The organism is Pantoea dispersa (assembly GCF_035783935.1).
Taxonomy (GTDB): Bacteria; Pseudomonadota; Gammaproteobacteria; order Enterobacterales; family Enterobacteriaceae; genus Pantoea; species Pantoea dispersa_C.
Window position 1 is genome coordinate 147,946 of the sequence record NZ_JALKOV010000003.1, and the last position, 24,515, is coordinate 172,460.

The 24,515-nt window shown below is 57.9% G+C and carries 18 protein-coding genes; 8 read left to right on the top strand and 10 right to left on the bottom strand.

Annotated elements, in window-relative coordinates:
• Positions 1-49 precede the first annotated feature (49 nt).
• Both rapA and rluA read left to right on the top strand, forming a co-directional pair.
• Positions 50-2,956: an RNA polymerase-associated protein RapA gene (rapA, locus tag MXF20_RS07835; protein WP_325968641.1), complete on the top strand. Its 2,907-nt coding sequence runs from the start codon at positions 50-52 to the stop codon at positions 2,954-2,956.
• Positions 2,957-2,977: 21 nt separating this feature from the next.
• Complete coding sequence (rluA, locus tag MXF20_RS07840; protein ID WP_021507583.1) at positions 2,978-3,637, top strand: bifunctional tRNA pseudouridine(32) synthase/23S rRNA pseudouridine(746) synthase RluA; 660 nt, start codon at positions 2,978-2,980, stop codon at positions 3,635-3,637.
• A 14-nt stretch (positions 3,638-3,651) separates the two neighbouring features.
• Here rluA and djlA read toward each other — a convergent pair whose 3' ends face one another.
• Positions 3,652-4,464 (bottom strand): co-chaperone DjlA, encoded by an 813-nt coding sequence (gene djlA / locus MXF20_RS07845; RefSeq protein WP_325968643.1) that lies wholly within the window; start codon positions 4,462-4,464, stop codon positions 3,652-3,654.
• Between the two features lie 182 nt (positions 4,465-4,646).
• On the opposite strand from djlA, the gene lptD reads away from it, so the two are divergent.
• From lptD to apaH, 6 genes are read left to right on the top strand one after another with little or no spacing between them, the layout of a single operon-like run.
• Positions 4,647-7,019 carry an LPS assembly protein LptD gene (lptD, locus tag MXF20_RS07850; protein ID WP_325968645.1) on the top strand — a complete coding sequence of 791 codons (2,373 nt, stop codon included), beginning with the start codon at positions 4,647-4,649 and terminating at the stop codon, positions 7,017-7,019.
• 54 nt (positions 7,020-7,073) lie between these two features.
• Positions 7,074-8,369, top strand: a complete 1,296-nt coding sequence (gene surA, locus MXF20_RS07855; protein WP_031279707.1) for a peptidylprolyl isomerase SurA — start codon at positions 7,074-7,076, stop codon at positions 8,367-8,369.
• Positions 8,359-9,351 (top strand): 4-hydroxythreonine-4-phosphate dehydrogenase PdxA, encoded by a 993-nt coding sequence (gene pdxA, locus MXF20_RS07860; RefSeq protein ID WP_325968646.1) that lies wholly within the window; start codon positions 8,359-8,361, stop codon positions 9,349-9,351. Before surA ends, pdxA begins: the two co-directional genes overlap by 11 nt.
• On the top strand, positions 9,344-10,168 hold the full coding sequence (gene rsmA / locus MXF20_RS07865; RefSeq protein ID WP_325968647.1) for a 16S rRNA (adenine(1518)-N(6)/adenine(1519)-N(6))-dimethyltransferase RsmA: 825 nt from the start codon (positions 9,344-9,346) through the stop codon (positions 10,166-10,168). The genes pdxA and rsmA overlap by 8 nt, the downstream gene beginning before the upstream one ends.
• Before the next feature lie 4 nt (positions 10,169-10,172).
• A complete protein-coding gene (apaG, locus tag MXF20_RS07870; protein WP_325968649.1) occupies positions 10,173-10,550 on the top strand; it encodes a Co2+/Mg2+ efflux protein ApaG in 378 nt (125 codons plus the stop codon).
• Between the two features lie 52 nt (positions 10,551-10,602).
• Positions 10,603-11,472, top strand: coding sequence for a bis(5'-nucleosyl)-tetraphosphatase (symmetrical) ApaH (gene apaH / locus MXF20_RS07875; protein WP_325968652.1), 870 nt, complete (start codon positions 10,603-10,605; stop codon positions 11,470-11,472).
• A gap of 253 nt (positions 11,473-11,725) precedes the next feature.
• Here the strand turns inward: apaH and folA are convergent, their stop codons facing one another.
• The 9 genes from folA to ileS form a co-directional block, all read right to left on the bottom strand.
• Positions 11,726-12,208, bottom strand: coding sequence for a type 3 dihydrofolate reductase (gene folA / locus MXF20_RS07880; protein WP_325968654.1), 483 nt, complete (start codon positions 12,206-12,208; stop codon positions 11,726-11,728).
• A gap of 284 nt (positions 12,209-12,492) precedes the next feature.
• Positions 12,493-13,635 (bottom strand): porin, encoded by a 1,143-nt coding sequence (locus MXF20_RS07885; RefSeq protein WP_418936845.1) that lies wholly within the window; start codon positions 13,633-13,635, stop codon positions 12,493-12,495.
• Positions 13,636-13,869: 234 nt separating this feature from the next.
• Positions 13,870-17,094 (bottom strand): carbamoyl-phosphate synthase large subunit, encoded by a 3,225-nt coding sequence (gene carB / locus MXF20_RS07890; protein WP_325968656.1) that lies wholly within the window; start codon positions 17,092-17,094, stop codon positions 13,870-13,872.
• 13 nt (positions 17,095-17,107) lie between these two features.
• Positions 17,108-18,256, bottom strand: a complete 1,149-nt coding sequence (gene carA, locus MXF20_RS07895; protein WP_031279710.1) for a glutamine-hydrolyzing carbamoyl-phosphate synthase small subunit — start codon at positions 18,254-18,256, stop codon at positions 17,108-17,110.
• Positions 18,257-18,726: 470 nt separating this feature from the next.
• Positions 18,727-19,542, bottom strand: coding sequence for a 4-hydroxy-tetrahydrodipicolinate reductase (gene dapB / locus MXF20_RS07900; protein ID WP_325968660.1), 816 nt, complete (start codon positions 19,540-19,542; stop codon positions 18,727-18,729).
• A gap of 223 nt (positions 19,543-19,765) precedes the next feature.
• Entirely contained in the window at positions 19,766-20,719 is a 954-nt protein-coding gene (gene ispH / locus MXF20_RS07905; RefSeq protein WP_325968662.1) for a 4-hydroxy-3-methylbut-2-enyl diphosphate reductase, read from the bottom strand.
• On the bottom strand, positions 20,700-21,170 hold the full coding sequence (gene fkpB / locus MXF20_RS07910; protein WP_325968663.1) for an FKBP-type peptidyl-prolyl cis-trans isomerase: 471 nt from the start codon (positions 21,168-21,170) through the stop codon (positions 20,700-20,702). The genes ispH and fkpB overlap by 20 nt, the downstream gene beginning before the upstream one ends.
• A 9-nt stretch (positions 21,171-21,179) precedes the next feature.
• The gene (gene lspA / locus MXF20_RS07915; protein WP_325968666.1) at positions 21,180-21,680 is read right to left on the bottom strand and encodes a signal peptidase II; all 501 of its coding nucleotides are present in this window, start codon (positions 21,678-21,680) and stop codon (positions 21,180-21,182) included.
• A complete protein-coding gene (ileS, locus tag MXF20_RS07920; RefSeq protein ID WP_325968668.1) occupies positions 21,680-24,499 on the bottom strand; it encodes an isoleucine--tRNA ligase in 2,820 nt (939 codons plus the stop codon). Before ileS ends, lspA begins: the two co-directional genes overlap by 1 nt.
• Between the last annotated feature and the right edge of the window lie 16 nt (positions 24,500-24,515).

Consider the following 24,515-nt stretch of genomic DNA (forward strand, 5'->3'; position numbering starts at 1 on the left):
AGAGCAGGCGAACGTCTTTCTATCTTTTAGAGAATCGAGCAAAAAATATATGGTTTTTACACTGGGTCAACGCTGGATTAGTGATACGGAAAGTGAGCTGGGACTGGGGACAGTCGTGGCGCTGGATACGCGCATGGTCACACTGATGTTTCCCGCCACCGGCGAAAACCGCCTCTATGCCCGTAATGATTCTCCGGTCACCCGCGTGATTTTTAATCCGGGTGATACCGTCACCAGCCACGAAGGCTGGCAGATGCAGGTTGATGAAGTCCGCAACGAAAACGATTTAGTGACTTACATCGGCACGCGTCTTGATACCGACGAAAGCAACGTGGTGCTGCGCGAAGTGATGCTCGACAGCAAACTGGTGTTCAGCAAACCACAGGATCGCCTGTTTGCCGGCCAGCTGGACCGCATGGATCGCTTCGCCCTGCGCTTCCGCGCACGCAAATACCAGAGCGAGCAATATCGCCTGCCGATCAGCGGCCTGCGCGGCATGCGCACCAACCTGATTCCGCATCAGCTGCACATCGCGCACGACGTTGGTCGCCGCCACGCGCCGCGCGTGCTGCTGGCTGATGAAGTCGGCCTGGGTAAAACCATCGAAGCCGGGATGATTATTCAGCAGCAGCTGCTGGCCGGACGCGCCGAGCGCGTGCTGATCGTGGTGCCGGAAACCCTGCAGCACCAGTGGCTGGTGGAGATGCTGCGCCGCTTCAACCTGCGCTTTGCGCTGTTTGATGACGACCGCTATACCGAAGCGCAGCACGACAGCGATAACCCGTTTGATACCGAGCAGCTGATTATCTGCTCGCTGGATTTTGTCCGCCGCAACAAACAGCGGCTGGAGCTGCTGGCCGAAGCCGACTGGGATCTGCTGGTGGTCGACGAAGCCCATCATCTGGCGTGGAGCGAAGCCGCGCCGAGCCGCGAATATCAGGTTATCGAACAGCTGGCGGAAAAGACCGCCGGCGTGCTGCTGCTGACCGCGACGCCGGAACAGCTCGGCATGGAGAGCCACTTTGCCCGCCTGCGCCTGCTGGACCCGAATCGCTTCCACGACTTCAGCCAGTTCGTGGCTGAACAGCAGCACTATCGCCCGGTGGCTGACGCCGTCAGCACGCTGCTGGCCGATCACGCCATCAGCAAAGAGGAGATGAACCTGATCAACGACCTGGTCGGCGAGCAGGACATCGAACCGCTGCTGCAGGTGGCGAACAGCGATCGCGACGGCAAAGACGACGCGCGCAAAGAGCTGATTTCGATGCTGATGGATCGCCACGGCACCAGCCGCGTGCTGTTCCGTAACACGCGTAACGGCGTCAAAGGCTTCCCGAAACGCGAACTGCATCAGATTCGCCTGCCGCTGCCGGCGCAGTATCAGACGGCGATTAAAGTCTCCGGCATCATGGCGGCGCGCAAAACGGCGGAAGAGCGCGCGCGCGACATGCTGTATCCGGAGCAGATTTATCAGGAATTCGAAGGCGACAGCGGCACCTGGTGGAATTTCGACCCGCGCGTTGAGTGGCTGATGGGCTACCTCACCAGCAACCGTAAAGAGAAAGTGCTGGTGATTTGCGCCAAGGCCGCCACCGCGCTGCAGCTGGAGCAGGTGCTGCGCGAGCGTGAAGGCATCCGCGCCGCGGTATTCCATGAAGGGCTATCGATTATCGAACGTGACCGCGCGGCCGCTTTCTTCGCTTCGCAGGAAGACGGCGCGCAGGTGCTGCTGTGTTCGGAAATCGGCTCGGAAGGGCGTAACTTCCAGTTCGCCAGCCGGCTGGTGATGTTCGATTTACCGTTTAACCCGGATCTGCTTGAGCAGCGTATCGGCCGTCTCGATCGTATCGGCCAGCTGCATGACATCCAGATTCTGGTGCCGTGGCTGGAGAAAACCGCCCAGGCGGTGCTGCTGCGCTGGTACCACGAAGGGCTGGACGCGTTTGAGCACACCTGCCCGACCGGCCGCACCATCTACGACAGCGCCTACCCGCAGCTGATTGAGTATCTGGCCGCACCGGACAACCCGCAGGGACTGGACGATTTTATCGCCCAGAGCCGCAAACAGCATGACACGCTGAAGGCGCAGCTGGAGCAGGGGCGCGACCGTCTGCTGGAGCTGAACTCGAACGGCGGCGAAGCGGCACAGGCGCTGGCCGATGCCATCGGCGAGCAGGATAACGACACCGAGCTGGTGAACTTTGCGCTCAACCTGTTCGATATCGTCGGTATCAACCAGGAAGATCGCAGCGATAACCTGATCGTGCTGACGCCGTCTGACCACATGCTGGTGCCGGATTTCCCCGGCCTGCCGGAAGATGGCTGCACCGTGACCTTTAACCGTAACCAGGCGCTGTCACGCGAGGATACCCAGTTCATTACCTGGGAACATCCGCTGATTCGCAACGGCCTCGACCTGATTCTCTCCGGCGATACCGGCAGCTGTGCGCTGTCGCTGCTGAAGAACAAGGCGCTGCCGGTCGGTACGCTGCTGGTAGAGATGATCTACGTGGTCGAAGCCCAGGCGCCGAAGCACCTGCAGCTCACCCGCTTCCTGCCGCCTACGCCGGTCCGCCTGCTGATGGATCGCGCCGGAAACAACCTCGCTGGTAAAGTCGAGTTCGAAAGCTTTAACCGTCAGCTCAACGCAGTCAACCGCCATACCGGCAGCAAGCTGGTGAACGCGGTGCAGCAGGATGTGCATCACATTCTGACGCAGGCGGAAAAAGTCATCGTGCCGGAAGCGCAGGCGCTGATTGCGGCGGCCAAAGCCGAAGCCGATGAGAAGCTGAGCGCCGAGCTGTCGCGCCTCGAAGCGCTGAAAGCGGTCAACCCCAACATCCGTGATGATGAGGTCGATGCGCTGGAGAGCAACCGCGAGCAGGTACTGGCCAGCCTCGGTGAAGCCGGCTGGCGCCTTGATGCGCTGCGTCTGATCGTTGTTACGCACCAATAATCGCTGAGGCCGCGCTGAATCATGCTGATGGAACCCTACAATCCGCCGCTCGACCCCTGGCTGCATATTCTGTATCAGGACGAGCACATCATGGTGGTCAATAAGCCGAGCGGTTTGCTGTCGGTGCCTGGCCGGCTGGAAGAGCACAAGGACAGCGTGATGACGCGCATCCAGCGTGATTTTCCGCAGGCGGAGTCGGTGCACCGGCTCGATATGGCCACCAGCGGTGTGATTGTGGTGGCGCTGACCAAGGCGGCCGAGCGTGAGCTGAAGCGGCAGTTTCGCGAGCGCGAGCCCGCGAAACAGTACGTGGCGCGCGTCTGGGGACATCCGGCGGCGGAACAGGGCATGATCGATCTGCCGCTGATTTGCGACTGGCCTAACCGGCCGAAGCAGATGGTGAGTGTGGAACTGGGTAAACCGGCACAGACGGAATATCAGGTGCTGGCGTATGACGCCGATAACAGCGCGCGGGTGCAGCTGAAGCCGATCACCGGCCGTTCACACCAGCTGCGCGTGCATCTTCTGGCGCTCGGGCATCCGATTCTCGGCGATCGCTTCTATGCCCATCCTGAGGCGTTAGCCATGGCACCGCGCCTGCAGCTGCACGCCGAATCGCTGACCATTACTCATCCGGCGTTTGGCAACAGCATGACGTTTCGCCAGCCAGCAGATTTTTAAGGGGCCGCAGCCCCTTATTTAAAGCCCTTCTCTTTGCGAATCAGGTCGTACGCGGCCTGAATTTCCTGCGCTTTCTGCTTCGCCATCTCCATCATCTCCGGCGGCAGACCTTTCGCCACCAGCTTATCCGGATGGTGCTCGGCCATCAGCTTGCGGTAGGCGCGCTTGATGGTGGTGCTGTCATCGCTGCTTTTGACACCCAGCACGCTGCAGGCATCTTCCAGCGTCGGACCACGTTTCGCCTGTTGATAAGCGCTGCCGCCGTACGACGAACCGCCACCAAACTGCTGACCGCCCTCCATCATGCGCAGGAACTGATCGAACTGCGCGCGGGAAATCCCCAGCTCTTCCGCGATGACGTACAGCACCTGACGCTCGTTGGGATGCAGCGAACCATCAGCAAACGCCGCCTGGATTTGAATTTCCAGAAACATCCGAATCAGGTCGAAACGGCCAAAGCAGGCGCTGCGCAGCTCGCGTAGTTTGTTACGTAACGGATATTCGCTCTGCTTCCCTTCGCGAAACGCGCGCTGCGCCGCGGTGCGCGCATCACCGTGAAGCTGCATGCGATCCATAAAGAGAGAAGCGATCTGGATATCCGCTTCGGTGACGCGCCCTTTTGACTTGGTCAGGTGGCCCATCACCTGGAACGTGGTGCTGAAGAACAGCGTCTGGCGCGCCTGATTATTGGCGAAGTAGCCCTGCCCTTTTACACTGCGCACTTTGTCAAACATGTGACCAATGATCAGACCCAGTACGATGCCCCAAAAGCCTGCCCCGGAAAGTAAGCCGAGAGCCAGACCAATAACTTTTCCCCAGTAGCGCATAAACTCCTCAATTCGCCATGCTTGCGGCTGAAAATTGCATTATCATACCTGTCATTTATCTCCGCGCCTAACGGCAACGCAGGCAGAGCAGGATTAACACTGGCGCAACGCCGGGCGGTACGTTAGTCTCTGTCCGGATTGTCGGCATGATGCCAGTTTTCATGGAATTATCGAAACCGCGTATGAAAAAACGTATACCTACCCTGCTGGCTACCATGATTGGTGCAGCGCTTTATAGTCAGCATGCACTGGCCGACGATCTGATGTCGCAGTGTATGCTGGGCGTGCCGAGCTACAACCGCCCGCTGGTCAGTGGCGACGCGAATTCGCTGCCGGTAACCATCAACTCTGACTCAGCGAAAGGGAACTATCCGAACGACGCGGTGTTCACCGGCAATGTTGATGTACAGCAGGGGAACAGCCGTCTGGTTGCCGACGAAATGCAGCTGCATCAGCGTCAGCAGGACGGGCAAACGGCACCGGTGCGTACCGTCGATGCGCTGGGTAATGTGCACTATGACGACAACCAGGTCATCCTGAAAGGTCCGAAAGCCTGGTCCAATCTGAACACCAAAGACACCAACGTGTGGAACGGTAATTACCAGATGGTTGGCCGTCAGGGCCGCGGTGATGCGGATCAGATGAAACTGCGCGGTAATAACCGCTATACCATTCTGGAAAACGGCAGCTTTACCTCCTGTCTGCCGGGTTCCAACAGCTGGAGCGTGGTCGGTTCTGAAGTGATTCAGGACCGTGAAGAAGAAGTGGCGGAGATCTGGAACGCGCGCTTTAAGCTCGGCAACGTGCCGGTGTTTTACAGCCCGTATCTGCAGTTGCCGATTGGCGACCGCCGCCGCTCCGGCTTCCTGATCCCCAACGCGAAATACGGCAGCAACAACGGCTTCGAATTCATGCTGCCGTACTACTGGAACATCGCGCCTCAGGCCGATGCCACTATTACGCCGCACTACATGAGCAAGCGCGGTCTGCAGCTGCAGAACGAGTTCCGCTACCTGACGCAGTTTGGTGCCGGCCTGTTAGAGCTGGACTATCTGCCGTCTGACAATCAGTACAACAAAGATAAAGCCGCGCGACCGGCGGTGCAAAACGACAGCAACGACGACCGCTGGCTGTTCTACTGGCGTCACTCCGGCGTCTACGATCAGCACTGGCGCTTCAACGCCGACTACACCAAAGTCAGCGATCCTTATTACTTCAACGATCTTGATTCGAAGTACTACAGCTCGACTGACGGCTACGCCACGCAGAAATTCAGCGTCGGCTACGCTGACACCAACTGGGACGCGACGCTGTCCAGTAAAGATTTCCAGGTATTTGGTAATACCAGCAGCCAGAACGTGTATCGGGCGATGCCGCAGCTGGATGTCAATCTGTACCAGAACGACATCGGGCCATTTGATGGTCGCATCTATGGACAGGCGGTGAAGTTCACCAACGTCAGTGACAGAATGCCGGAAGCGACGCGTTTGCACATCGAGCCAACGCTCAACCTGCCGCTGTCCAACGGCTGGGCCAGTCTGGATACCGAAGCCAAGCTGCTGGCAACGCATTACCAGCAGGATAACGTTAATTACTACAACGAAAATATCGACACCACGCGCACCAATCAGCTGAAAGAGTCGGTCAACCGCACCCTGCCGCAGTTCAAGGTAGATGGTCGCCTGGTATTTGACCGCAATATGGACTGGGCCGAAGGCTACACCCAGACGCTGGAACCGCGCGTGCAGTACCTGTATATCCCATACCGCGACCAGAGCAACATCTATCCGTACGACTCCACGCTGCTGCAGACCGACTACACCGGCCTGTTCCGCGATCGCACCTACAGCGGCCTCGATCGTATCGCTTCGTCTAACGAAGTGGCGACCGGCGTGACCACGCGTATTTATGATAACGATCTGGTTGAACGTTTTAACGTTTCCGTGGGTCAAATCTACTCGTTTACCCCGTCTCGTACCGGCGTAAACCAGACGAACAAAGAAGATGATACCGGTAGCCTGGTGTGGGCGGGTGATACTTACTGGAAAGTGAGCGATCGCTGGGGCGTGCGCGGCGGCCTGCAATACGATACGCGGCTGGATAACGTTTCCCAGGGCAACGCCATTGTGGAATATCGTCGTGATGCCGACCGTATGGTGCAGCTGAGCTATCGCTACAGCAGCCCGGAGTATGTGGCGCAGGCGTTAAACAACCCGAGCTATGTCACCAACCCAATCTTCAAAAACGGTATCTCGCAGGTGGGTGCCACCGCCAGCTGGCCGATTGCCGATGCCTGGTCGCTGGTGGGGGGTTATTACTATGACACCCGCAACAGCCGTCCGGCCGAGCAGTTGGTTGGCCTGCAGTACAGCTCCTGCTGCTACGCCATTCGTCTGGGTTACGAACGCAAGATCAACGGTTGGGAAAACAACGACAGCAAGTATGACAACCAAATCTCATTCAACATTGAGCTGCGTGGTCTGAGTTCTAACTATGGCTTAGGCACCAATGAAATGCTGCGTCAGGGCATCATCCCTTACCAGCGTGCTTTCTGATGTTGTGATATTTGACAGGCTATCCCGCAGTGCGGAAACAACAATGGATAAAGTATGAAGAACTGGAGAATGCTGATTCTTGGTGTGGCGATCACCGCTAACACTGCGTTCGCAGCCCCACAGATGGTCGATAAAGTTGCCGCAGTCGTGAACAACGGCGTGGTGCTGGAAAGTGATGTAGACAACATGCTGCGTACCGTGAAGTCGCAGGCGCAGCAGGCGGGTCAGCAGCTACCGGATGACAAAACCCTGCGTCATCAGATCCTTGAACGCCAGGTCATGGACGCCATCATTCTGCAGATGGGCGAAAAAGCCGGTCTGCAGGTGAGCGATCAGCAACTGGATCAGGCGATCCAGAACATCGCCGCACAGAACCGCATGAGCGTCGATCAGCTGCGCAGCCGCCTGGCCTACGACGGCATGAACTACAACGATTATCGCGCGCAGATCCGTAAAGAGATGCTGATCTCCGAGGTGCGGAACAACGAAGTGCGCCGTCGCGTCACCATTCTGCCGCAGGAAGTGGATACGCTGGCTAAGCAGATCGGCTCGCAGAATACCCAGGGCACCGAACTCAACATCAGCCAGATTTTGCTGCCGCTGCCGGAAAATCCCACCCAGCAGCAGGTTGACGACCAGGAAGCGCTGGCGCGTCAGCTGGTGGGCGAACTGAAAGGCGGTGCCGATTTCGGTAAACTGGCCGTAACCTACTCTGCCGACCCGCAGGCGCTGAAAGGCGGCAACATGGGCTGGGGCAAAATTGAAGAGCTGCCGACGCTGTTCTCGCAGGCGCTGAGCAGTGCGAAGAAAGGCGACATCGTCGGCCCGATCCGCTCTGGCGTTGGCTTCCATATCCTGAAAGTGAACGACCTGCGCGGTGAGAGCAAAAACATTTCGGTCACCGAAGTGCATGCCCGCCACATTCTACTGAAGCCGTCACCGATCCTCACTGACGATCAGGCGCGCCAGAAGATCGAACAGATCGCCGCAGACATCAAGAGTGGCAAAACCACCTTCGCTGCTGCCGCGAAGCAGTTCTCTGACGATCCGGGTTCAGCGAACCAGGGCGGCGACCTCGGCTGGGCGTCTCCGGAAATCTACGATCCGGCGTTCCGTGATGCGCTGCTGAAGCTGCAGAAAGGCCAGGTCAGTGCGCCGGTGCACTCCTCCTTCGGCTGGCACCTGATCCAGCTGCTGGATACCCGCCAGGTGGATAAAACCGATGCCGCGCAGAAAGAGCGCGCTTATCGTCTGCTGTTCAACCGTAAGTTTGCCGAAGAAGCACAAACCTGGATGCAGGAACAGCGCGCCAGTGCTTACGTGAAGATTCTGGATGGCAATGGTCAGTAATTATCGCGTAGTGATCACGCCCGGCGAACCCGCCGGGATTGGTCCCGATCTCGCCGTTGCGCTGGCTCAGCGTGACTGGCCGGTTGAGCTGGTGGTGTGCGCGGACGGCGACGTGCTGCGCCAGCGCGCGGCGCAACTGGGTCTGCCGCTGACGCTGCGTGACTATCAGCCCGGCGTGGCGCCGCAGCCGCAGCAGGCCGGTACGCTGACGCTGCTGCACATTGCGACGGCGCAGCCGGTGACGGCCGGCGAGCTGACCGTTGCCAACGGTCACTATGTACTGGAGACGCTGGCCCGCGCCTGCGACGGTTGCCTCAGCGGCGAGTTTGCCGCGCTGGTCACCGGTCCGGTCCACAAGGGCGTGATCAATGACGCCGGCATCCCCTTCACCGGTCACACCGAGTTCTTTGCCGAGCGCGCCGGTGGCGATCGCGTGGTGATGATGCTGGCGACCGAAGCGTTGCGCGTGGCGCTGGCCACCACGCATCTGCCGCTGAAAGATGTCGCGGACGCCATCACGCGTGACAGCCTGCATGAAGTGATCACCATCCTGCATCAGGATTTGCAGCGTAAGTTTGGCATTGCGCAGCCGCATATCTTTGTCTGCGGCCTCAACCCGCATGCTGGCGAAAGCGGCCACATGGGCCGGGAAGAGATCGATACCATCATTCCGGCGCTCGACGAACTGCGCCAGCAGGGCCTGCAGCTCACCGGTCCGTTACCGGCGGATACGCTGTTTCAGCCGAAATATCTGCAGCATGCCGATGCGGTACTGGCGATGTATCACGACCAGGGCCTGCCGGTGTTAAAATTTCAGGGGTTTGGTCGCGCGGTGAATATCACCCTCGGCCTGCCGTTTATCCGTACCTCCGTTGACCACGGCACCGCGCTGGAACTTGCCGGTCTGGGCCACGCAGAGCCGGGCAGCTTTATCACGGCGCTTAACCTCGCCATCACTATGATCAAGAGCAGTAATGAATAATCGCGTCCATCAGGGGCACTACGCCCGTAAACGTTTCGGGCAGAACTTCCTGAACGATCAGTACATTATCGACAGCATCGTCTCCGCTATTCATCCGCAAAAGGGTGAAGCCATGGTGGAGATTGGCCCGGGTCTGGGTGCGTTAACCGAGCCGGTGGGCGAGCGTCTTGATGCGCTGACCGTGGTTGAGCTGGACCGCGATCTGGCCGCGCGTTTGCAGACGCATCCGTTCCTCGGTCCCAAGCTGACGATTTATCAGCAGGATGCGATGACCTTCGACTTCTCCGCGCTGGCGCAGGAGCGGGGTCAGCCGCTGCGCGTGTTTGGCAATCTGCCTTACAACATCTCGACGCCGCTGATGTTTCACCTTTTCAGCTATACTGGTTCGATTAAAGATATGCACTTCATGCTGCAGAAAGAGGTGGTTAACCGTCTGGTAGCCGGTCCGGGCAGCAAAGCTTACGGGCGTCTCAGCGTGATGGCGCAATATTATTGTCAGGTGATTCCGGTGCTGGAAGTGCCGCCACAATCGTTCACCCCGCCACCGAAAGTGGATTCGGCGGTGGTGCGTCTGGTGCCTTTTACCCAGCCGCCGCATCCGGTCAGCGATGTGCGTTTGCTGAGCCGTATCACCACCGAAGCATTCGGTCAGCGGCGTAAAACCCTGCGCAACAGCCTCGGACACCTGTTCACGGCCGGTGCGCTGGATGAACTGAACATCGACGCCTCGCTGCGGGCAGAAAACGTCACCGTAGCGCAGTATTGCCAGCTGGCAAACTGGCTGGGCAATCATCAGGCTGAATCTGCGGAGAACTGAGTGCATGAGTGAACTGGCCCGCGTTTGTGTCCAGGTACTGAGTCAGTATGTGGAATCGCAATCCTTTCCCGATGAGGATCGTTACGTGTTTGCCTACACCATCACCATTCGTAACCTCGGGCGCAACAGCGTGCAGCTGCGCAGCCGCTACTGGCTGATCACCAACGGCAACGGACGCGAGACCGAAGTTCAGGGTGAAGGCGTGGTCGGTGAGCAGCCGCACATCGCGCCCGGCAGCGAGTTTCAGTACACCAGCGGCGCGATTCTGGAAACGCCGATGGGCACCATGCAGGGACACTATGTGATGACTGACGAAGAAGGCGACGCCTTCCACGTCGAGATTCCGGTGTTCCGGCTCGCGGTGCAAACCCACATTCACTAATTCCTCCTCCGCCCGGCCAGTCCGGGCGGCGCGTTTTCATCGGACTGACTTAATGAGCACATACCTGATTGGCGATATTCACGGCTGTTATGACGAATTACGTGCGCTGCTGGCGCAGGTTGATTTCGATGCACAGCAGGACGAGCTATGGCTGACCGGCGACCTGGTGGCGCGCGGTCCGGGTTCGCTTGAGGTACTGCGCTACGTCAAGTCGCTCGGCGCGTGCGTGCGCCTGGTGCTGGGCAACCATGACCTGCATTTGCTGGCGGTGTACGCCGGTATCAGCCGTAATAAGCCAAAAGATCGCCTGACACCGCTGCTGGAGGCCGACGATGCCGACGAGCTGATAAACTGGCTGCGTCGCCAGCCGCTGTTGCAGGTGGATGAAGAGAAAAAACTGCTGATGGCGCACGCCGGTATCACGCCGCAGTGGGATCTGGAGACGGCAAAGCAGTGCGCGCGTGAAGTCGAAGCGGTACTGGCCAGCGACAGCTATCCGCTGTTTCTTGATGCCATGTATGGCGACATGCCGAACAACTGGACGCCAGAGCTGAGCGGCCTGGCACGCCTGCGCTTCAGTACCAATGCGCTGACGCGCATGCGCTTCTGTTTCCCCAATGGTCAGCTCGATATGATCTGCAAAGAGGCGCCCGCTTCAGCGCCGCCACCGCTGAAGCCGTGGTTCCAGGTGCCCGGCAAAATCGGCAGCGAGTATACGCAAATCTTTGGTCACTGGGCTTCGCTGGAAGGAAAAGGCACGCCGGAGCATGTGATCGGGCTCGACACTGGTTGCTGCTGGGGCGGAACCCTGACCCTGCTGCACTGGGAGAGCGGCCAGTATTACGTGCAGGTCTCGAATCGCGACCAGGCGATGGCGGAAAGCGCAGTGAATGCGCCCTCTTCCCTGAGCGATATGCAGTAAACAAAAAGCCCCGCGATGTTAGCGGGGCTTTTTTTCGGTCGCCATAAATGGCGCCCCTACCATGACAATCTGTACCGTGGCACCCATCAGCCTGATAGCGCACGGTGTTATCGCGCAATAAATTGCGCCGCTACAATAAACTGCGCTCCTGAACCACTATATCCCTGCCTTTACAGGCTGCGCATTAATGCGCACCAGGCAGTCGTATTGCGCCGTTTTTACAGGCTGCGCATCCATGCGCACCAGGCCACAATCAACGGCGGCGATCCAGAATCTCAAAGCAGTAACTGTGCGAATTCTGCGCGTCGGCATCATGGAACTCACTGAACGTCGACTGCCACTCGTCCGGCTCGTAATCCGGGAACTGGGTATCACCTTCCACTTCCGCATCGATATGCGTCAGATAGAGACGATCGGCGCGCGCCAGCATCTGCGCATAAATCCGCCCGCCGCCAATCACCATGATCTCCTCTGCCTCACCCGCTGCGGCAATCGCCTCTTCCGGCGACGTCACCCAGGTTACGCCATCGTGGTTACCGGGCTGGCTGCTGATCACAATATTCAGACGTCCCGGTAGCGGCCGGCCAATCGATTCAAACGTCAGACGGCCCATAATCACCGGTTTGTTCAGCGTATTACGCTTGAACCACGCGAGGTCGGCGGGCAGGTGCCATGGCATGGCGTTTTCCATACCAATAATACGGTCTGCTGCCAGTGCCGCGATCAAACTAATCATGTTAAAAGACCTACAGGAAAAAATTGGCGCAATGATACGTAAAGGTGAAACTTTCGTCGATAGGGCGATAGTGCTATTTACGTAAAGCCCGCTTGGCTCGGTGTTTTGTCTGACGCACAGAGTTTTACTCCGGCTTTGCGGCAGTTAGCGGAAAGAGCCGCCAGATTTCGCGGTGAAGGCGCTACAACTCAGGGTAATGCCCCGCGCTGCCCGCGCGCTGTGTAAAGAAAAGCGCACTGTGCCCGCCCCAAAAAAACGGCCCCCGCAGGAGCCGTTAACACGCATCAGAAATCGTAGCGCAGACGCACCAGATTAACGTTGCCCAGTGATTTATCAGTACTGGAGGTGATCACGTACTCGTAGTCGACGCGGAAACCGTAGTCGAGCTGCGCGCTGACGCCCACACCATTATCGATACGCTGGTAGTTACGTCCGTTGACGAACTCCAGGCGGTCGCCCATGAAGTAAGGCTGGATGCTCTTCACGGCATACTGGCCAATCGGGAATTTATAACCGGCGAAGTATTCAACGCCCCACGCATCATCCGCGAAGTAGTTGTTAACGGTATTGCGTTTGGTCGGTGAGAAGTTCTCATACCAGCCCGCACCAGCCGACAGCGTCCAGTTGTCCGGCGTCCAGCTCAGCGCGGTGCCGTAGATATTCTGGTCGTAACGCTTGCTGTCGCCATTGCCCGGATTGCGGATATCCGCGCGGGTGTAGTTCCATGCGGCGCCCCACGCCAGATCTTTGCTGATGTGATAGTTCACGCCCAGCGAACCGCCGCCCTTACGCTTGTAGCGCAGGCCGTTACCCGGCAGATAGTCGTTATCCTCAAACAGATAAGCGGCATAGACATCTGCATCGCCGAAGGTGTTTTTGTACTTCAGCATCTTGCGTGAACGGTAAGATCCGTCGTAGTCGCCGTTGATGCCGTTGCCCGGCGCCTGGGCCAGCATGTCGTAGTCCCAGATATCGGTTTTAGCGCCGACCACATCGTAATACACGCTGTTTTGCTGGCCGAAATAGAGCTCGCCGAGCGACGCGCTTTTGAAACCGGTATACAGCTGGCGACGCGTGGTGTTATGAGCGCCGTCCGCATAGTGGTTATCCCAGCCCCACCATGCCGGGAAGTTAACGCCCAGCTCGTAGTAACCCACCCAGCTGACATCGTCAAACAGGTAGTAGTTAGCGCTGAAGCGGAAACGTGAACCGCCATCGTAGCCGTTACGCTTATAGGATTTGTCGTTAACACCGTTCTGATGCAGGTACTGCGGACGAATACTGCCGCCCACTTTGAAATCAAGACGGCTAAGGGGATCACCGGCCTGCGGATCCTGCTTCAGCAGGGTAATTTCCGCCTGACTGGCGAGGGGTGCAGCAACAAGTAACGCAGCCACTGCGCTGAGAGTGAAAGCACGCAATTTCATTTTTATATCCCGTTAAGGTGAGCGCTCTATGATTGAGCAGCGAAATAGTACGGTGCGCTTAGCGGAGAGGTATTTATAATTTTGTGCGGATACGCCTGAATGTAACTGGTTTCGCATCAACTGATAAAAATTATGTCAAATCAATAGATTTGTAACGCATAACCTTATGCAACGCCGGCAAAACAGCCAAAAAAAACGGCCCGCACGGGGCCGTTTAGTCGCAGAGCAGGCGGTTTAGCCTTTGATCTGCGCGTGCATCTCCTGCACCGAAATCACTTTTTCGGTCGGGTCCGCGTTGAGTGCCATCGCGGTGGCAAAGCCGCCGTTCAGCGTGGTGTCGTAATGCACTTTGTACTGTAGCGCGCTGCGGCGAATCAGTTTGGAATCCTCAATCGCCTGACGTCCTGCAGTGGTGTTAACGATGTAGGTGTACTCACCGTTCTTCAGGCGGTCCTGAATGTGCGGACGCCCTTCGTGCACCTTGTTCACCAGGCGCGGATTGATGCCGGCTTCACCCAGCACCACGGCAGTACCGTGCGTTGCATCCAGCTCGAAGCCAAACTTCTGCAGCTTCGCGGCCAGGTCAACAATACGTTTCTTGTCGCCTTCACGCACCGACAGCAGCGCACGCCCCTGCTTCTTCATATTGCTCTGGGCGCCCAGCATGGCTTTGCTGAATGCTTCCGCGAAGGTGCGGCCCACGCCCATCACTTCACCGGTCGAACGCATTTCCGGCCCAAGAATCGGGTCCACGCCCGGGAATTTGTTGAACGGCAGCACCACTTCTTTCACCGAGTAGTACGGCGGAATCACCTCTTCGGTCACGCCCTGCTCAGCCAGGGTTTTGCCAGCCATCACGCGTGCCGCCACTTTCGCCAGCGGCACGCCGGTGGCTTTGGAGACAAACGGCACGGTACGCGCGGCACGTGGGTTCACCTCAATCAGGTAAACTTCGTTATCCTTGACCGCAAACTGCACGTTCATCAGGCCGCGCACGTTGAGTTCGAAGGCCAGTTTTTCCACCTGCTGACGCATCACGTTCTGAATCTCGCTGCTCAGGGTGTACGCCGGCAGCGAACAGGCCGAGTCACCGGAGTGCACGCCCGCCTGCTCGATGTGTTCCATGATGCCGCCAATCAGCACGCGTTCGCCGTCGCAAATCGCATCGACGTCCACTTCCACCGCATCATCGAGGAAGCGATCCAGCAGCACTGGAGCATCGTTGGACACGGACACCGCAGTCTGGAAGTAACGCTTGAGATCCACTTCGTCATAGACGATTTCCATCGCCCGACCGCCCAGCACGTATGAAGGACGCACCACCAGCGGGTAACCGATACCGGCGGCTTTCTCGACCGCCTGTTCCAGCGTCGCCACCGTGGCGTTAGCCGGCTGTTTCAGCTTCAGGCGATCCACCGCCTGCTGGAAACGCTCACGGTCTTCCGCACGGTCAATAGCATCCGGGCTGGTACCAATCACCGGCACGCCAGCCGCTTCCAGCGCGCGCGCCAGCTTCAGCGGCGTCTGACCACCGTACTGCACGATAACGCCTTTCGGCTGCTCAATGCGCACGATTTCCAGCACGTCTTCCAGCGTCACCGGCTCAAAGTAGAGACGGTCTGAGGTATCGTAATCAGTTGAAACGGTTTCCGGGTTACAGTTGACCATGATGGTTTCGTAACCGTCTTCGCGCAGCGCCAGCGCCGCGTGCACGCAGCAGTAGTCGAATTCGATGCCCTGGCCGATACGGTTTGGTCCGCCGCCCAGAATCATGATTTTTTCACGATCCTGGTTAGGATTGGCTTCGCACTCTTCTTCATAAGTGGAGTACATATACGCGGTGTCGGTGGCGAACTCCGCCGCACAGGTATCGACGCGCTTATAAACCGGATGCAGGTTGAACTGATGACGCAGCTTGCGGATTTCGCTTTCCGCCACGCCCGCCAGCGTTGCCAGACGCACATCGGCGAAGCCTTTACGCTTCAGCGCACGCAGGAAATCTGCGCTCAGCGAGTTGACGCCTTCACGCGCCACCTGCTCTTCCAGACGCACCAGCTCTTCAATCTGCACCAGGAACCAGCGGTCAACGTTGGTCAGGTTAAACACGCCGTCGACCGACATGCCGGCACGGAAGGCATCAGCGATATACCAGATGCGGTCAGAACCGGCATCTTTCAGCTCGCGGCGGATACGGGTCAGGGCTTCGCCATCATCCAGATCTACTTTCGGGTCAAAACCGCTGGCGCCCACTTCCAGACCGCGCAGCGCTTTCTGCATCGATTCCTGGAACGTGCGGCCAATCGCCATCACTTCACCGACCGATTTCATCTGCGTGGTCAGACGGTCATTGGCACCGGCAAACTTCTCGAAGTTGAAGCGGGGAATTTTGGTCACGACGTAGTCGATGGACGGCTCGAACGAAGCCGGCGTACGGCCACCGGTGATGTCGTTCATCAGCTCATCCAGCGTAAAGCCTACCGCCAGCTTGGCCGCAACTTTGGCAATCGGGAAACCGGTCGCTTTCGAGGCCAGCGCGGAGGAGCGCGATACGCGCGGGTTCATCTCAATAACGATCAGGCGACCGTCTTTGGGGTTCACCGAGAACTGGACGTTGGAACCGCCGGTTTCGACGCCGATTTCACGCAGCACCGCCAGCGAGGCGTTACGCATGATCTGATACTCTTTATCGGTCAGCGTTTGTGCCGGCGCCACGGTGATGGAGTCACCGGTGTGAATCCCCATCGCGTCAAAGTTTTCGATCGAGCAGACGATGATGCAGTTATCGTTTTTATCACGCACCACTTCCATCTCGTACTCTTTCCAGCCAATCAGCGACTCATCAATCAGCAGCTCATTGGTCGGTGACAGATCGAGGCCGCGCTCGCAAATCTCTTCAAACTCTTCGCGGTTGTATGCGATACCGCCGCCGGTGCCGCCCATGGTGAAGGACGGACGAATGATGCACGGGAAACCGACGTCTTCCGCTACCGCCAGCGCTTCTTCCATCGTATGCGCGATACCGGAACGTGCGGTATCCAGGCCGATGCTCTTCATCGCTACGTCGAAGCGGCGACGGTCTTCGGCTTTATCAATCGCATCAGCGGTAGCACCGATCATGGTTACGCCGAACTCGGCCAGTACGCCCTGGCGCTCCAGCTCCAGCGCACAGTTCAGCGCGGTCTGGCCACCCATGGTCGGCAGCACCGCATCCGGGCGCTCTTTTTCGATGATTTTACGCACCACTTCCCAGTGGATAGGCTCGATGTAGGTCGCATCCGCCATTTCCGGGTCAGTCATGATGGTGGCCGGGTTGGAGTTCACCAGAATGACGCGGTAACCCTCTTCACGCAGCGCCTTACACGCCTGCGCACCCGAATAGTCGAATTCACATGCCTGGCCAATCACAATCGGGCCAGCGCCAAGGATCAGGATAGATTTTATGTCAGTACGTTTTGGCATCGTGGGCTCCTGATTACTTCGCGTTAGAACGGTAAGCTTCGATCAGTTCGATAAAGTGATCGAACAGCGGCGCCGCATCGTGCGGGCCTGGGCTGGCTTCCGGATGTCCCTGGAAGCTGAATGCCGGTTTGTCGGTGCGGTGAATGCCCTGTACGGTCTGGTCAAACAGGGAAACATGCGTCACACGCAGGTTAGCCGGCAGGTTGGTTTCATCGACGGCAAAACCGTGGTTTTGCGCGGTGATCATCACGGTGTTGTTGTCGAGGTCTTTCACCGGATGGTTGCCGCCGTGGTGGCCGAGTTTCATCTTCACGGTTTTCGCGCCGCTGGCCAGTGCCAGCAGCTGATGGCCGAGGCAGATACCAAACACCGGAATGTCGGTTTTCAGGAAGGCCTGAATCGCGCTGATGGCGTAGTCGCACGGCTCCGGGTCGCCAGGGCCATTCGACAGGAAAATCCCGTCCGGATTCAGCGCCAGCACCTCATCTGCCGGCGTTTGCGCCGGTACAACTGTCAGGCGACAGCCGCGATCCACCAGCATGCGCAGGATGTTGCGCTTGGCGCCGTAGTCATACGCCACCACGTGGAACGGCAGCGCGTCGGCACTTTGCTGCTCAGGCAGGCCTCCTTTCAGCGCCCAGCTTCCCTGTTGCCATGCGTAGGTTTCCGCCGTGGTCACTTCTTTCGCCAGGTCCATGCCTTTCAGGCCCGGGAACGCCTGCGCTTTTTGCAGCGCCAGCGCCGCATCCGGGCTGTCGCCGGCGATGATGCAGCCGTTCAGTGCCCCTTTCTCACGCAGCAGGCGCGTCAGCTTGCGCGTATCGATATCGGCGATACCGACAATATTGTTGCGCTGCAGATAGGCTGACAGGCTCTCTTCGCTGCGGAAGTTGCTGGTAATCAGCGGCAGATCGCGAATGACGAGGCCCTGAGCATGGATTTGACTGGATTCTTCATCGGCGGCATTGGCACCAACGTTGCCGATATGAGGATAAGTGAGGGTGACGATCTGGCGGGAATAGGAAGGATCAGTGAGGATTTCTTGATAACCGGTCATTGACGTATTGAAAACGACCTCCCCCACTGCCGATCCCGTTGCCCCGATGGCCCGACCGTGGAATTGGGTTCCGTCTTCCAGAACCAAGAGCGCTGACTTAATCAAAACATCCTCCAGGGAATAAACAGTCACAATATCTGCATATTAATTCAAAATGATGCGCTGAATCAATGCAAAAACCGCCTGACCGCTCGATTTTTGGCAAATTGCGCGCATTCTAATGATCGACCTTGTGATTGTCTACCCTGAGTGGTTATTTTTTTGTATATTTCGGGCTACTGAATGTTAAAAGTGACGCAAGGCGATAAAATAGCGAAACATCTCACGAGAATAATCGGTTGCCTGAGGCAAATAATGACGAAACAGGCTTGGCGAGCATAAATTTTTGACCAAATGGTCAAAAACAGCCATTCGATGATTCAAAAATCACAGATAAAGCGCAAAAACAGCCACCCTAATCAAAAAACACTATCAGAGCGCTATTTTTAAGACAAAATAAAGGGCAATGATCACATTGCCCTGCTCAATCAATATCTTACCGATTGAAATAACCACATCACGATGGTTCACAACACTCACAACATCGTTAAATCCAGCACATCACGCATATCATAAAGGCCAGATTTTTTGTCTTTCAACCATGCGGCGGCCTTAACAGCTCCGTTAGCAAAGGTCATACGGCTGGAAGCCTTGTGCGTAATCTCTACGCGCTCGCCGATATCCGCAAACATCGCAGTATGCTCACCGACAATATCGCCCGCGCGTACGGTAGCAAAACCGATGGTCTGCGCCTTGCGCTCACCGGTGTGACCTTCGCGCGCGTATACCGCGTGCTCATTTAGCTTCCAGTGCATGGCGTCGGCAATCGCCTCTCCCATCGCCAGCGCCGTGCCTGATGGCGCATCCACTTTGTGGCGGTGATGCGCTTCGACAATCTCGATATCCGCATAGTCACCCATCACTTTTGCCGCCTGCTGTAGCAGATTCAGCACCAGATTGACGCCTACGCTGAAATTCGCGGCGAACACGATGCCAATCTCTTCAGCCGCCGCACGGATGGCTGCCTTGCCGGCGTCATCGAAACCCGTGGTGCCAATCACCATCGCTTTCTGATGCTGACGGCAGAACGCCAGATACTCGAGCGTGCCTTCCGGGCGGGTGAAGTCGATCAGCACATCGAAATCATTCACCACCTGCAGCAGATCGTCGGTTACCCGTACGCCGGTTTTGCCGATCCCTGCCAGTTCACCGGCATCCGCACCCAGCAGCGAGGAACCGCTGCGTGCCAGCGCCGCGCCTAACACCACGCCTTCCGCCTGCTGTGCGGCCTGAATCAGATTGCGTCCCATGCGACCCGGCGCACCAACAATAGCAATGCGGATTTCACTCATATTTATTCATTCCTGATACAAAACTATGCATGCAAAGCGTTAACAGGTTAACGGTCAGATAACAGTCACGCCACAATAATAACGGGATAATAAGAATTTTAGGCCAGCCGTCGCGGATTATCAGTAAAAGCAATCCCGCCGGCTGGAAGTCACGGCTGAGGTCATAAAGGATAAAGAAAAGGCCGAACATTGTCGGCCTGTTTCTGTGAGCAAATTGAAGCGCTTACTGCACGTTGCGTACGTCAACGCGTAGCTCTTTCGGCACTTCAAACACAATATTCTCTTCACGGCCAATCAGCTCAATTGCCGCTTCGCCGCCCAGCTCACGCAGGCGCTGAATGACCTGCTGCACCAGAATATCCGGAGCCGAAGCGCCGGCGGTTACGCCGATACACTGCACGCCTTTAACCCACTCTTCCTGAATATCGTCCGCAGAATCAATCAGCTTCGCCAGCTTGCCGGCACGCTGCGCCAGCTCTGCCAGACGGTTTGAGTTGGAGGAGTTTTTCGAGCCGACCACCAGCACCACATCCGCATCCTGCGCCAGCACGCGCACCGCTTCCTGGCGGTTGGTGGTGGCATAGCAAATGTCATCTTTTCGCGGTCCGATGATGGCCGGGAAGCGCTGACGCAGCGCGTCAATGACGTCCGAGGTATCATCCACCGACAGCGTGGTCTGCGTCATGAAGCACAAATTGCTTTCATCTTTAACCTGCAGCTTAAACACATCCTCTGGCGACTCCACCAGATACATGCCGCCGTTAGGGTTGCTGTACTGGCCCATGGTGCCTTCCACTTCCGGATGACCGGCGTGGCCGATAAGGATCGCTTCCACCCCTTTACGGCTGGCGCGCGCCACTTCCATATGCACCTTGGTCACCAGCGGACAGGTGGCGTCAAACAGCATAGTGAGGCTGCGCGCTTTTGCTTCAGCGCGTACCGCCTGGGAAACCCCGTGTGCCGAGAAGATCAGAATCGCGTTGTCCGGTACTTCACTGATCTCTTCAATGAAGATCGCACCGCGCTCGCGCAGGCTGCTAACCACGTAGCGGTTATGCACCACTTCGTGGCGCACATAAATCGGCGCGCCATACATCTCCAGCGCCCGCTCGACGATGCTGATGGCGCGGTCAACGCCGGCACAGAAGCCGCGTGGGTTAGCTAACAGGATTTGCATCACTGGCCTCCAGCACCGGATCGATCTCCAGCACTTCAATCTCAAATTTAATGCGCTGACCCGCCAGCGGATGGTTGAAATCGACGGTGATTGAGTCACCGGAAATTTCACGAATCACGCCCGGCATTTCGCTGCCGCCCATGCCGCTGAACAGCATGATGGCACCAACTTCCGGCTCGCCCGCGTCGATGAAATCACGGCGCGAGAAGTACTGGATCAGATCCGGGCTGGCAGCGCCAAAGGCGTCTTCCGGCGCCAGCGTAAAGGCGTGCTGATCGCCCACTTTACGCCCGACCAGCTCCTGCTCCAGCGCCGCCGACAGGCTGCCATCGCCCAGACGAAACAGCGCAGGCTTGCCGTTGGCGCGCGTGGATTCAGCCGTCGAGCCATCCTCCAGCTTCAGTGTAAAATGCACCAGCAGCGCGCTGTCGCGCTGAACGATATCTGTCATCTGTTACCCTTATTTATTCATGACCTGTTTGCCTTTCGGGCTCAGAAAACCCTCCAGCACCACCAGCGCCGCACCAATGCAGATTCCGCAGTCGGCAATGTTAAAGGTGGCAAAGTGCCAGTCACCGACATAGAAGTCGATGAAGTCGACCACAAAGCCGTGCCAGGCACGATCAAACAGGTTACCCAGCGCCCCGCCGATAATCAGCGCGTAGGCGATGTTGGTTAATTTATTACTGGCGCGGTTGCGATACATCATCACCAGCAGCGACACCACAATGGCGATGGCAATGCCGGCAAAGAACCAGCGCTGCCAGCCACCTTTGTCTGCCAGGAAGCTGAACGCCGCGCCATAGTTGTGCGCGTAGAACAGGTTCAGGAACGGCATCAGCGGCTGAGTTTCATGCAGCATCATGTTGTCCATGACCCACTGCTTGCTGGCAAAATCGATGACGATCACCACCAGCACCAGCCATACCCAGCGCAGTCCGGTTGAGCACAGTTTACTCATCAGGCAAATTTCCGCACTTCACCGTTTCCGGCTACGTTGGTGTAGCAACGTCCACACACCGCAGCATGCTCCGGATTCTGGCCGACGTCAGTAGTGTAATGCCAGCAGCGCGGGCATTTCTCGCCTTCTGCTTTGTGCAGCGCGATTTTCAGACCTTTTAACAGTTCGCTCTGCTGCGCTTCGTCGCTGGCCGTCACGTAATCCGCCACGGTCGCGCCCGAGGTCAGCAGCACGAAACGCAGCTCATCGCCCAGCGCCTGCAGCTTCGCCGCCAGTTCCGGATCGGCATACAGCGTAACGGTGGCTTCCAGTGCGCCGCCGATGCGCTTATCGCTGCGCGCCTGCTCGATCACCTTGTTCACTTCACCGCGCACTTTCAGCAGTTCTGCCCAGTACGCATCGTTCAGCGCTTCGTCCTGCGCCAGGCCAAACAGGCCCTGATACCACTCTTCGGTGAACACATACTGTGGACGCTCGCCAGGCAGATAGCCCCAGATCTCATCGGCGGTGAACGACATGATCGGCGCCATCCAGCGCACCAGCGCTTCAGCGATATGCCACAGCGCGGTCTGGCAGCTGCGACGCGCCAGGCTGTCGCCCTTCGCGGTGTACTGACGATCTTTGATCACGTCGAGGTAGAACGAGCCCATCTCGATGGAGCAGAAGTGCATCAGACGCTGCACCACTTCGTGGAAATCGTAGTTCTCGTAGGACTGCACGATATCCTGCTGTGCCGCCAGCGCACGGCCGACAGCCCAGCGATCCACCACCACCATCTCTTCCGGGCTGACGCAGTCGGTCGCCGGGTTGAAGCCTGCAAGGTTAGCCAGCAGGAAGCGCGCGGTATTACGGATACGGCGATAGCTATCGGCGGCACGTTTCAGGATTTCGTCGGATACCGCCATCTCACCGGAGTAGTCGGTTGAGGCCACCCACAGACGCAGAATATCCGCGCCCAGCTTGTCCATCACGTCCTGCGGTGCCACGGTGTTGCCGATTGATTTCGACATCTTGCGGCCCTGACCGTCGACGGTGAAGCCGTGAGTCAGTACCTGGCGGTAAGGCGCTTTGCCCTTCATCGCCGTGGAGATCATAAGCGACGACATGAACCAGCCACGATGCTGATCCGAGCCTTCCAGATACATATCCGGGGCGTGTCCCTCAAATTCCGGACGCGCATCCACCACCGAGAAACTGGTCGATCCGGAGTCAAACCAGACGTCGAGGGTATCCGGTACTTTGACGTAGTGATCGGCGTCATCGCCCATCAGATCGCGCGGATCGAGATCCCACCACGCCTGAATACCGTCCTGCTCGACGCGCTGCGCCACTTTCTCCATCAGCTCCAGCGTATCCGGGTGCAGCTGCTCGCTCTCTTTATGGACGAACAGCGCCATCGGCACGCCCCAGGTACGCTGACGCGAGATGCACCAGTCCGGACGGTTAGCGACCATCGCTTCGATACGCGCCTGGCCCCAGTCCGGGATCCACTGCACGTCTTTGATCTCTTTCAGCGACTGCGCACGCAGACCTTTCTGATCCATGCTGATAAACCACTGCGGCGTAGCACGGAAGATGATCGGCGTTTTGTGACGCCAGCAATGCGGATAGCTGTGCAGCAGCTTTTCCACGTGCAGCAGCGCGCCTTTTTCCTGCAGCAGCGCAACGATCATGTCGTTGGCTTTAAATACGTTGACGCCATCCAGGGTTGGATAGGTGCCCGGCAGATAAGCGCCGTCCGGACCGACCGGGTTAGCGGTTTCGATGCCGTACTTCTGGCCGATGACATAGTCATCCGGACCGTGGCCTGGCGCGGTGTGCACCGCACCGGTACCAGCGTCCAGCGTGACGTGCTCACCCAGTACCACTTTCGACTGGATCTGCTCAAGGAACGGATGCTGGAACAGCTGCAGCTCCAGCGCGGCGCCTTTACACTCGCCCAGCACCTGCCACTCGCTGATGCCCGCGCGTTTCAGCACCGATTCCACCAGATCTTTCGCGAGGATCAGGCTGCGGCCGGCAATCTGCACCAGCTGGTAGTCGAACTCCGGGTGCAGTGAAATGGCGCGGTTTGCTGGCATGGTCCACGGCGTGGTGGTCCAGATCACCAGTGAAACCGGGCCTTCCGACGCCGCAACGCCAAACTTCGCGCGTACCGCGTCGGCGTCCAGCGCGTTAAACATTACGTCGATGGAAGGTGAGGTTTTGTCGTAATACTCAACTTCCGCCTCCGCCAGCGCGGAACGGCAGTCCATGCACCAGTGCACCGGCTTGGCGCCTTTGTGCAGGTGGCCATTACCGATGATCTTGCCCAGCGCGCGAATGATGTTGGCTTCGGTCTGGAAATCCATGGTCAGATAAGGACGATCCCAGTCGCCCAGCACGCCAAGACGGATGAAGTCCTTTTTCTGGCCTTCAACCTGCTCCGCCGCGTAGTTGCGGCAGGCAGCGCGGAATTCAGCGGCGCTGACTTTCTCGCCCGGCTTGCCGATCATCTGCTCGACTTTGTGCTCAATCGGTAAGCCGTGGCAGTCCCAGCCCGGAACGTACGGCGAGTCAAAGCCCGCCATGCCTTTCGACTTAACGATAATATCTTTCAGAATCTTGTTAACTGAGTGACCAATATGAATGCTGCCGTTCGCATACGGAGGGCCATCATGCAGGATAAAGGTTTTTTTCCCTTTTTTGGCTGCGCGGATGATGCCGTACAGGTTGTCATCATACCAACGTTGCAGCATTCCCGGTTCGCGTTTGGCCAGATCGCCACGCATCGGGAACCCCGTTTCCGGCAAATTCAGGGTAGATTTATAGTCACTCATCAGATTCTCGGTTCCG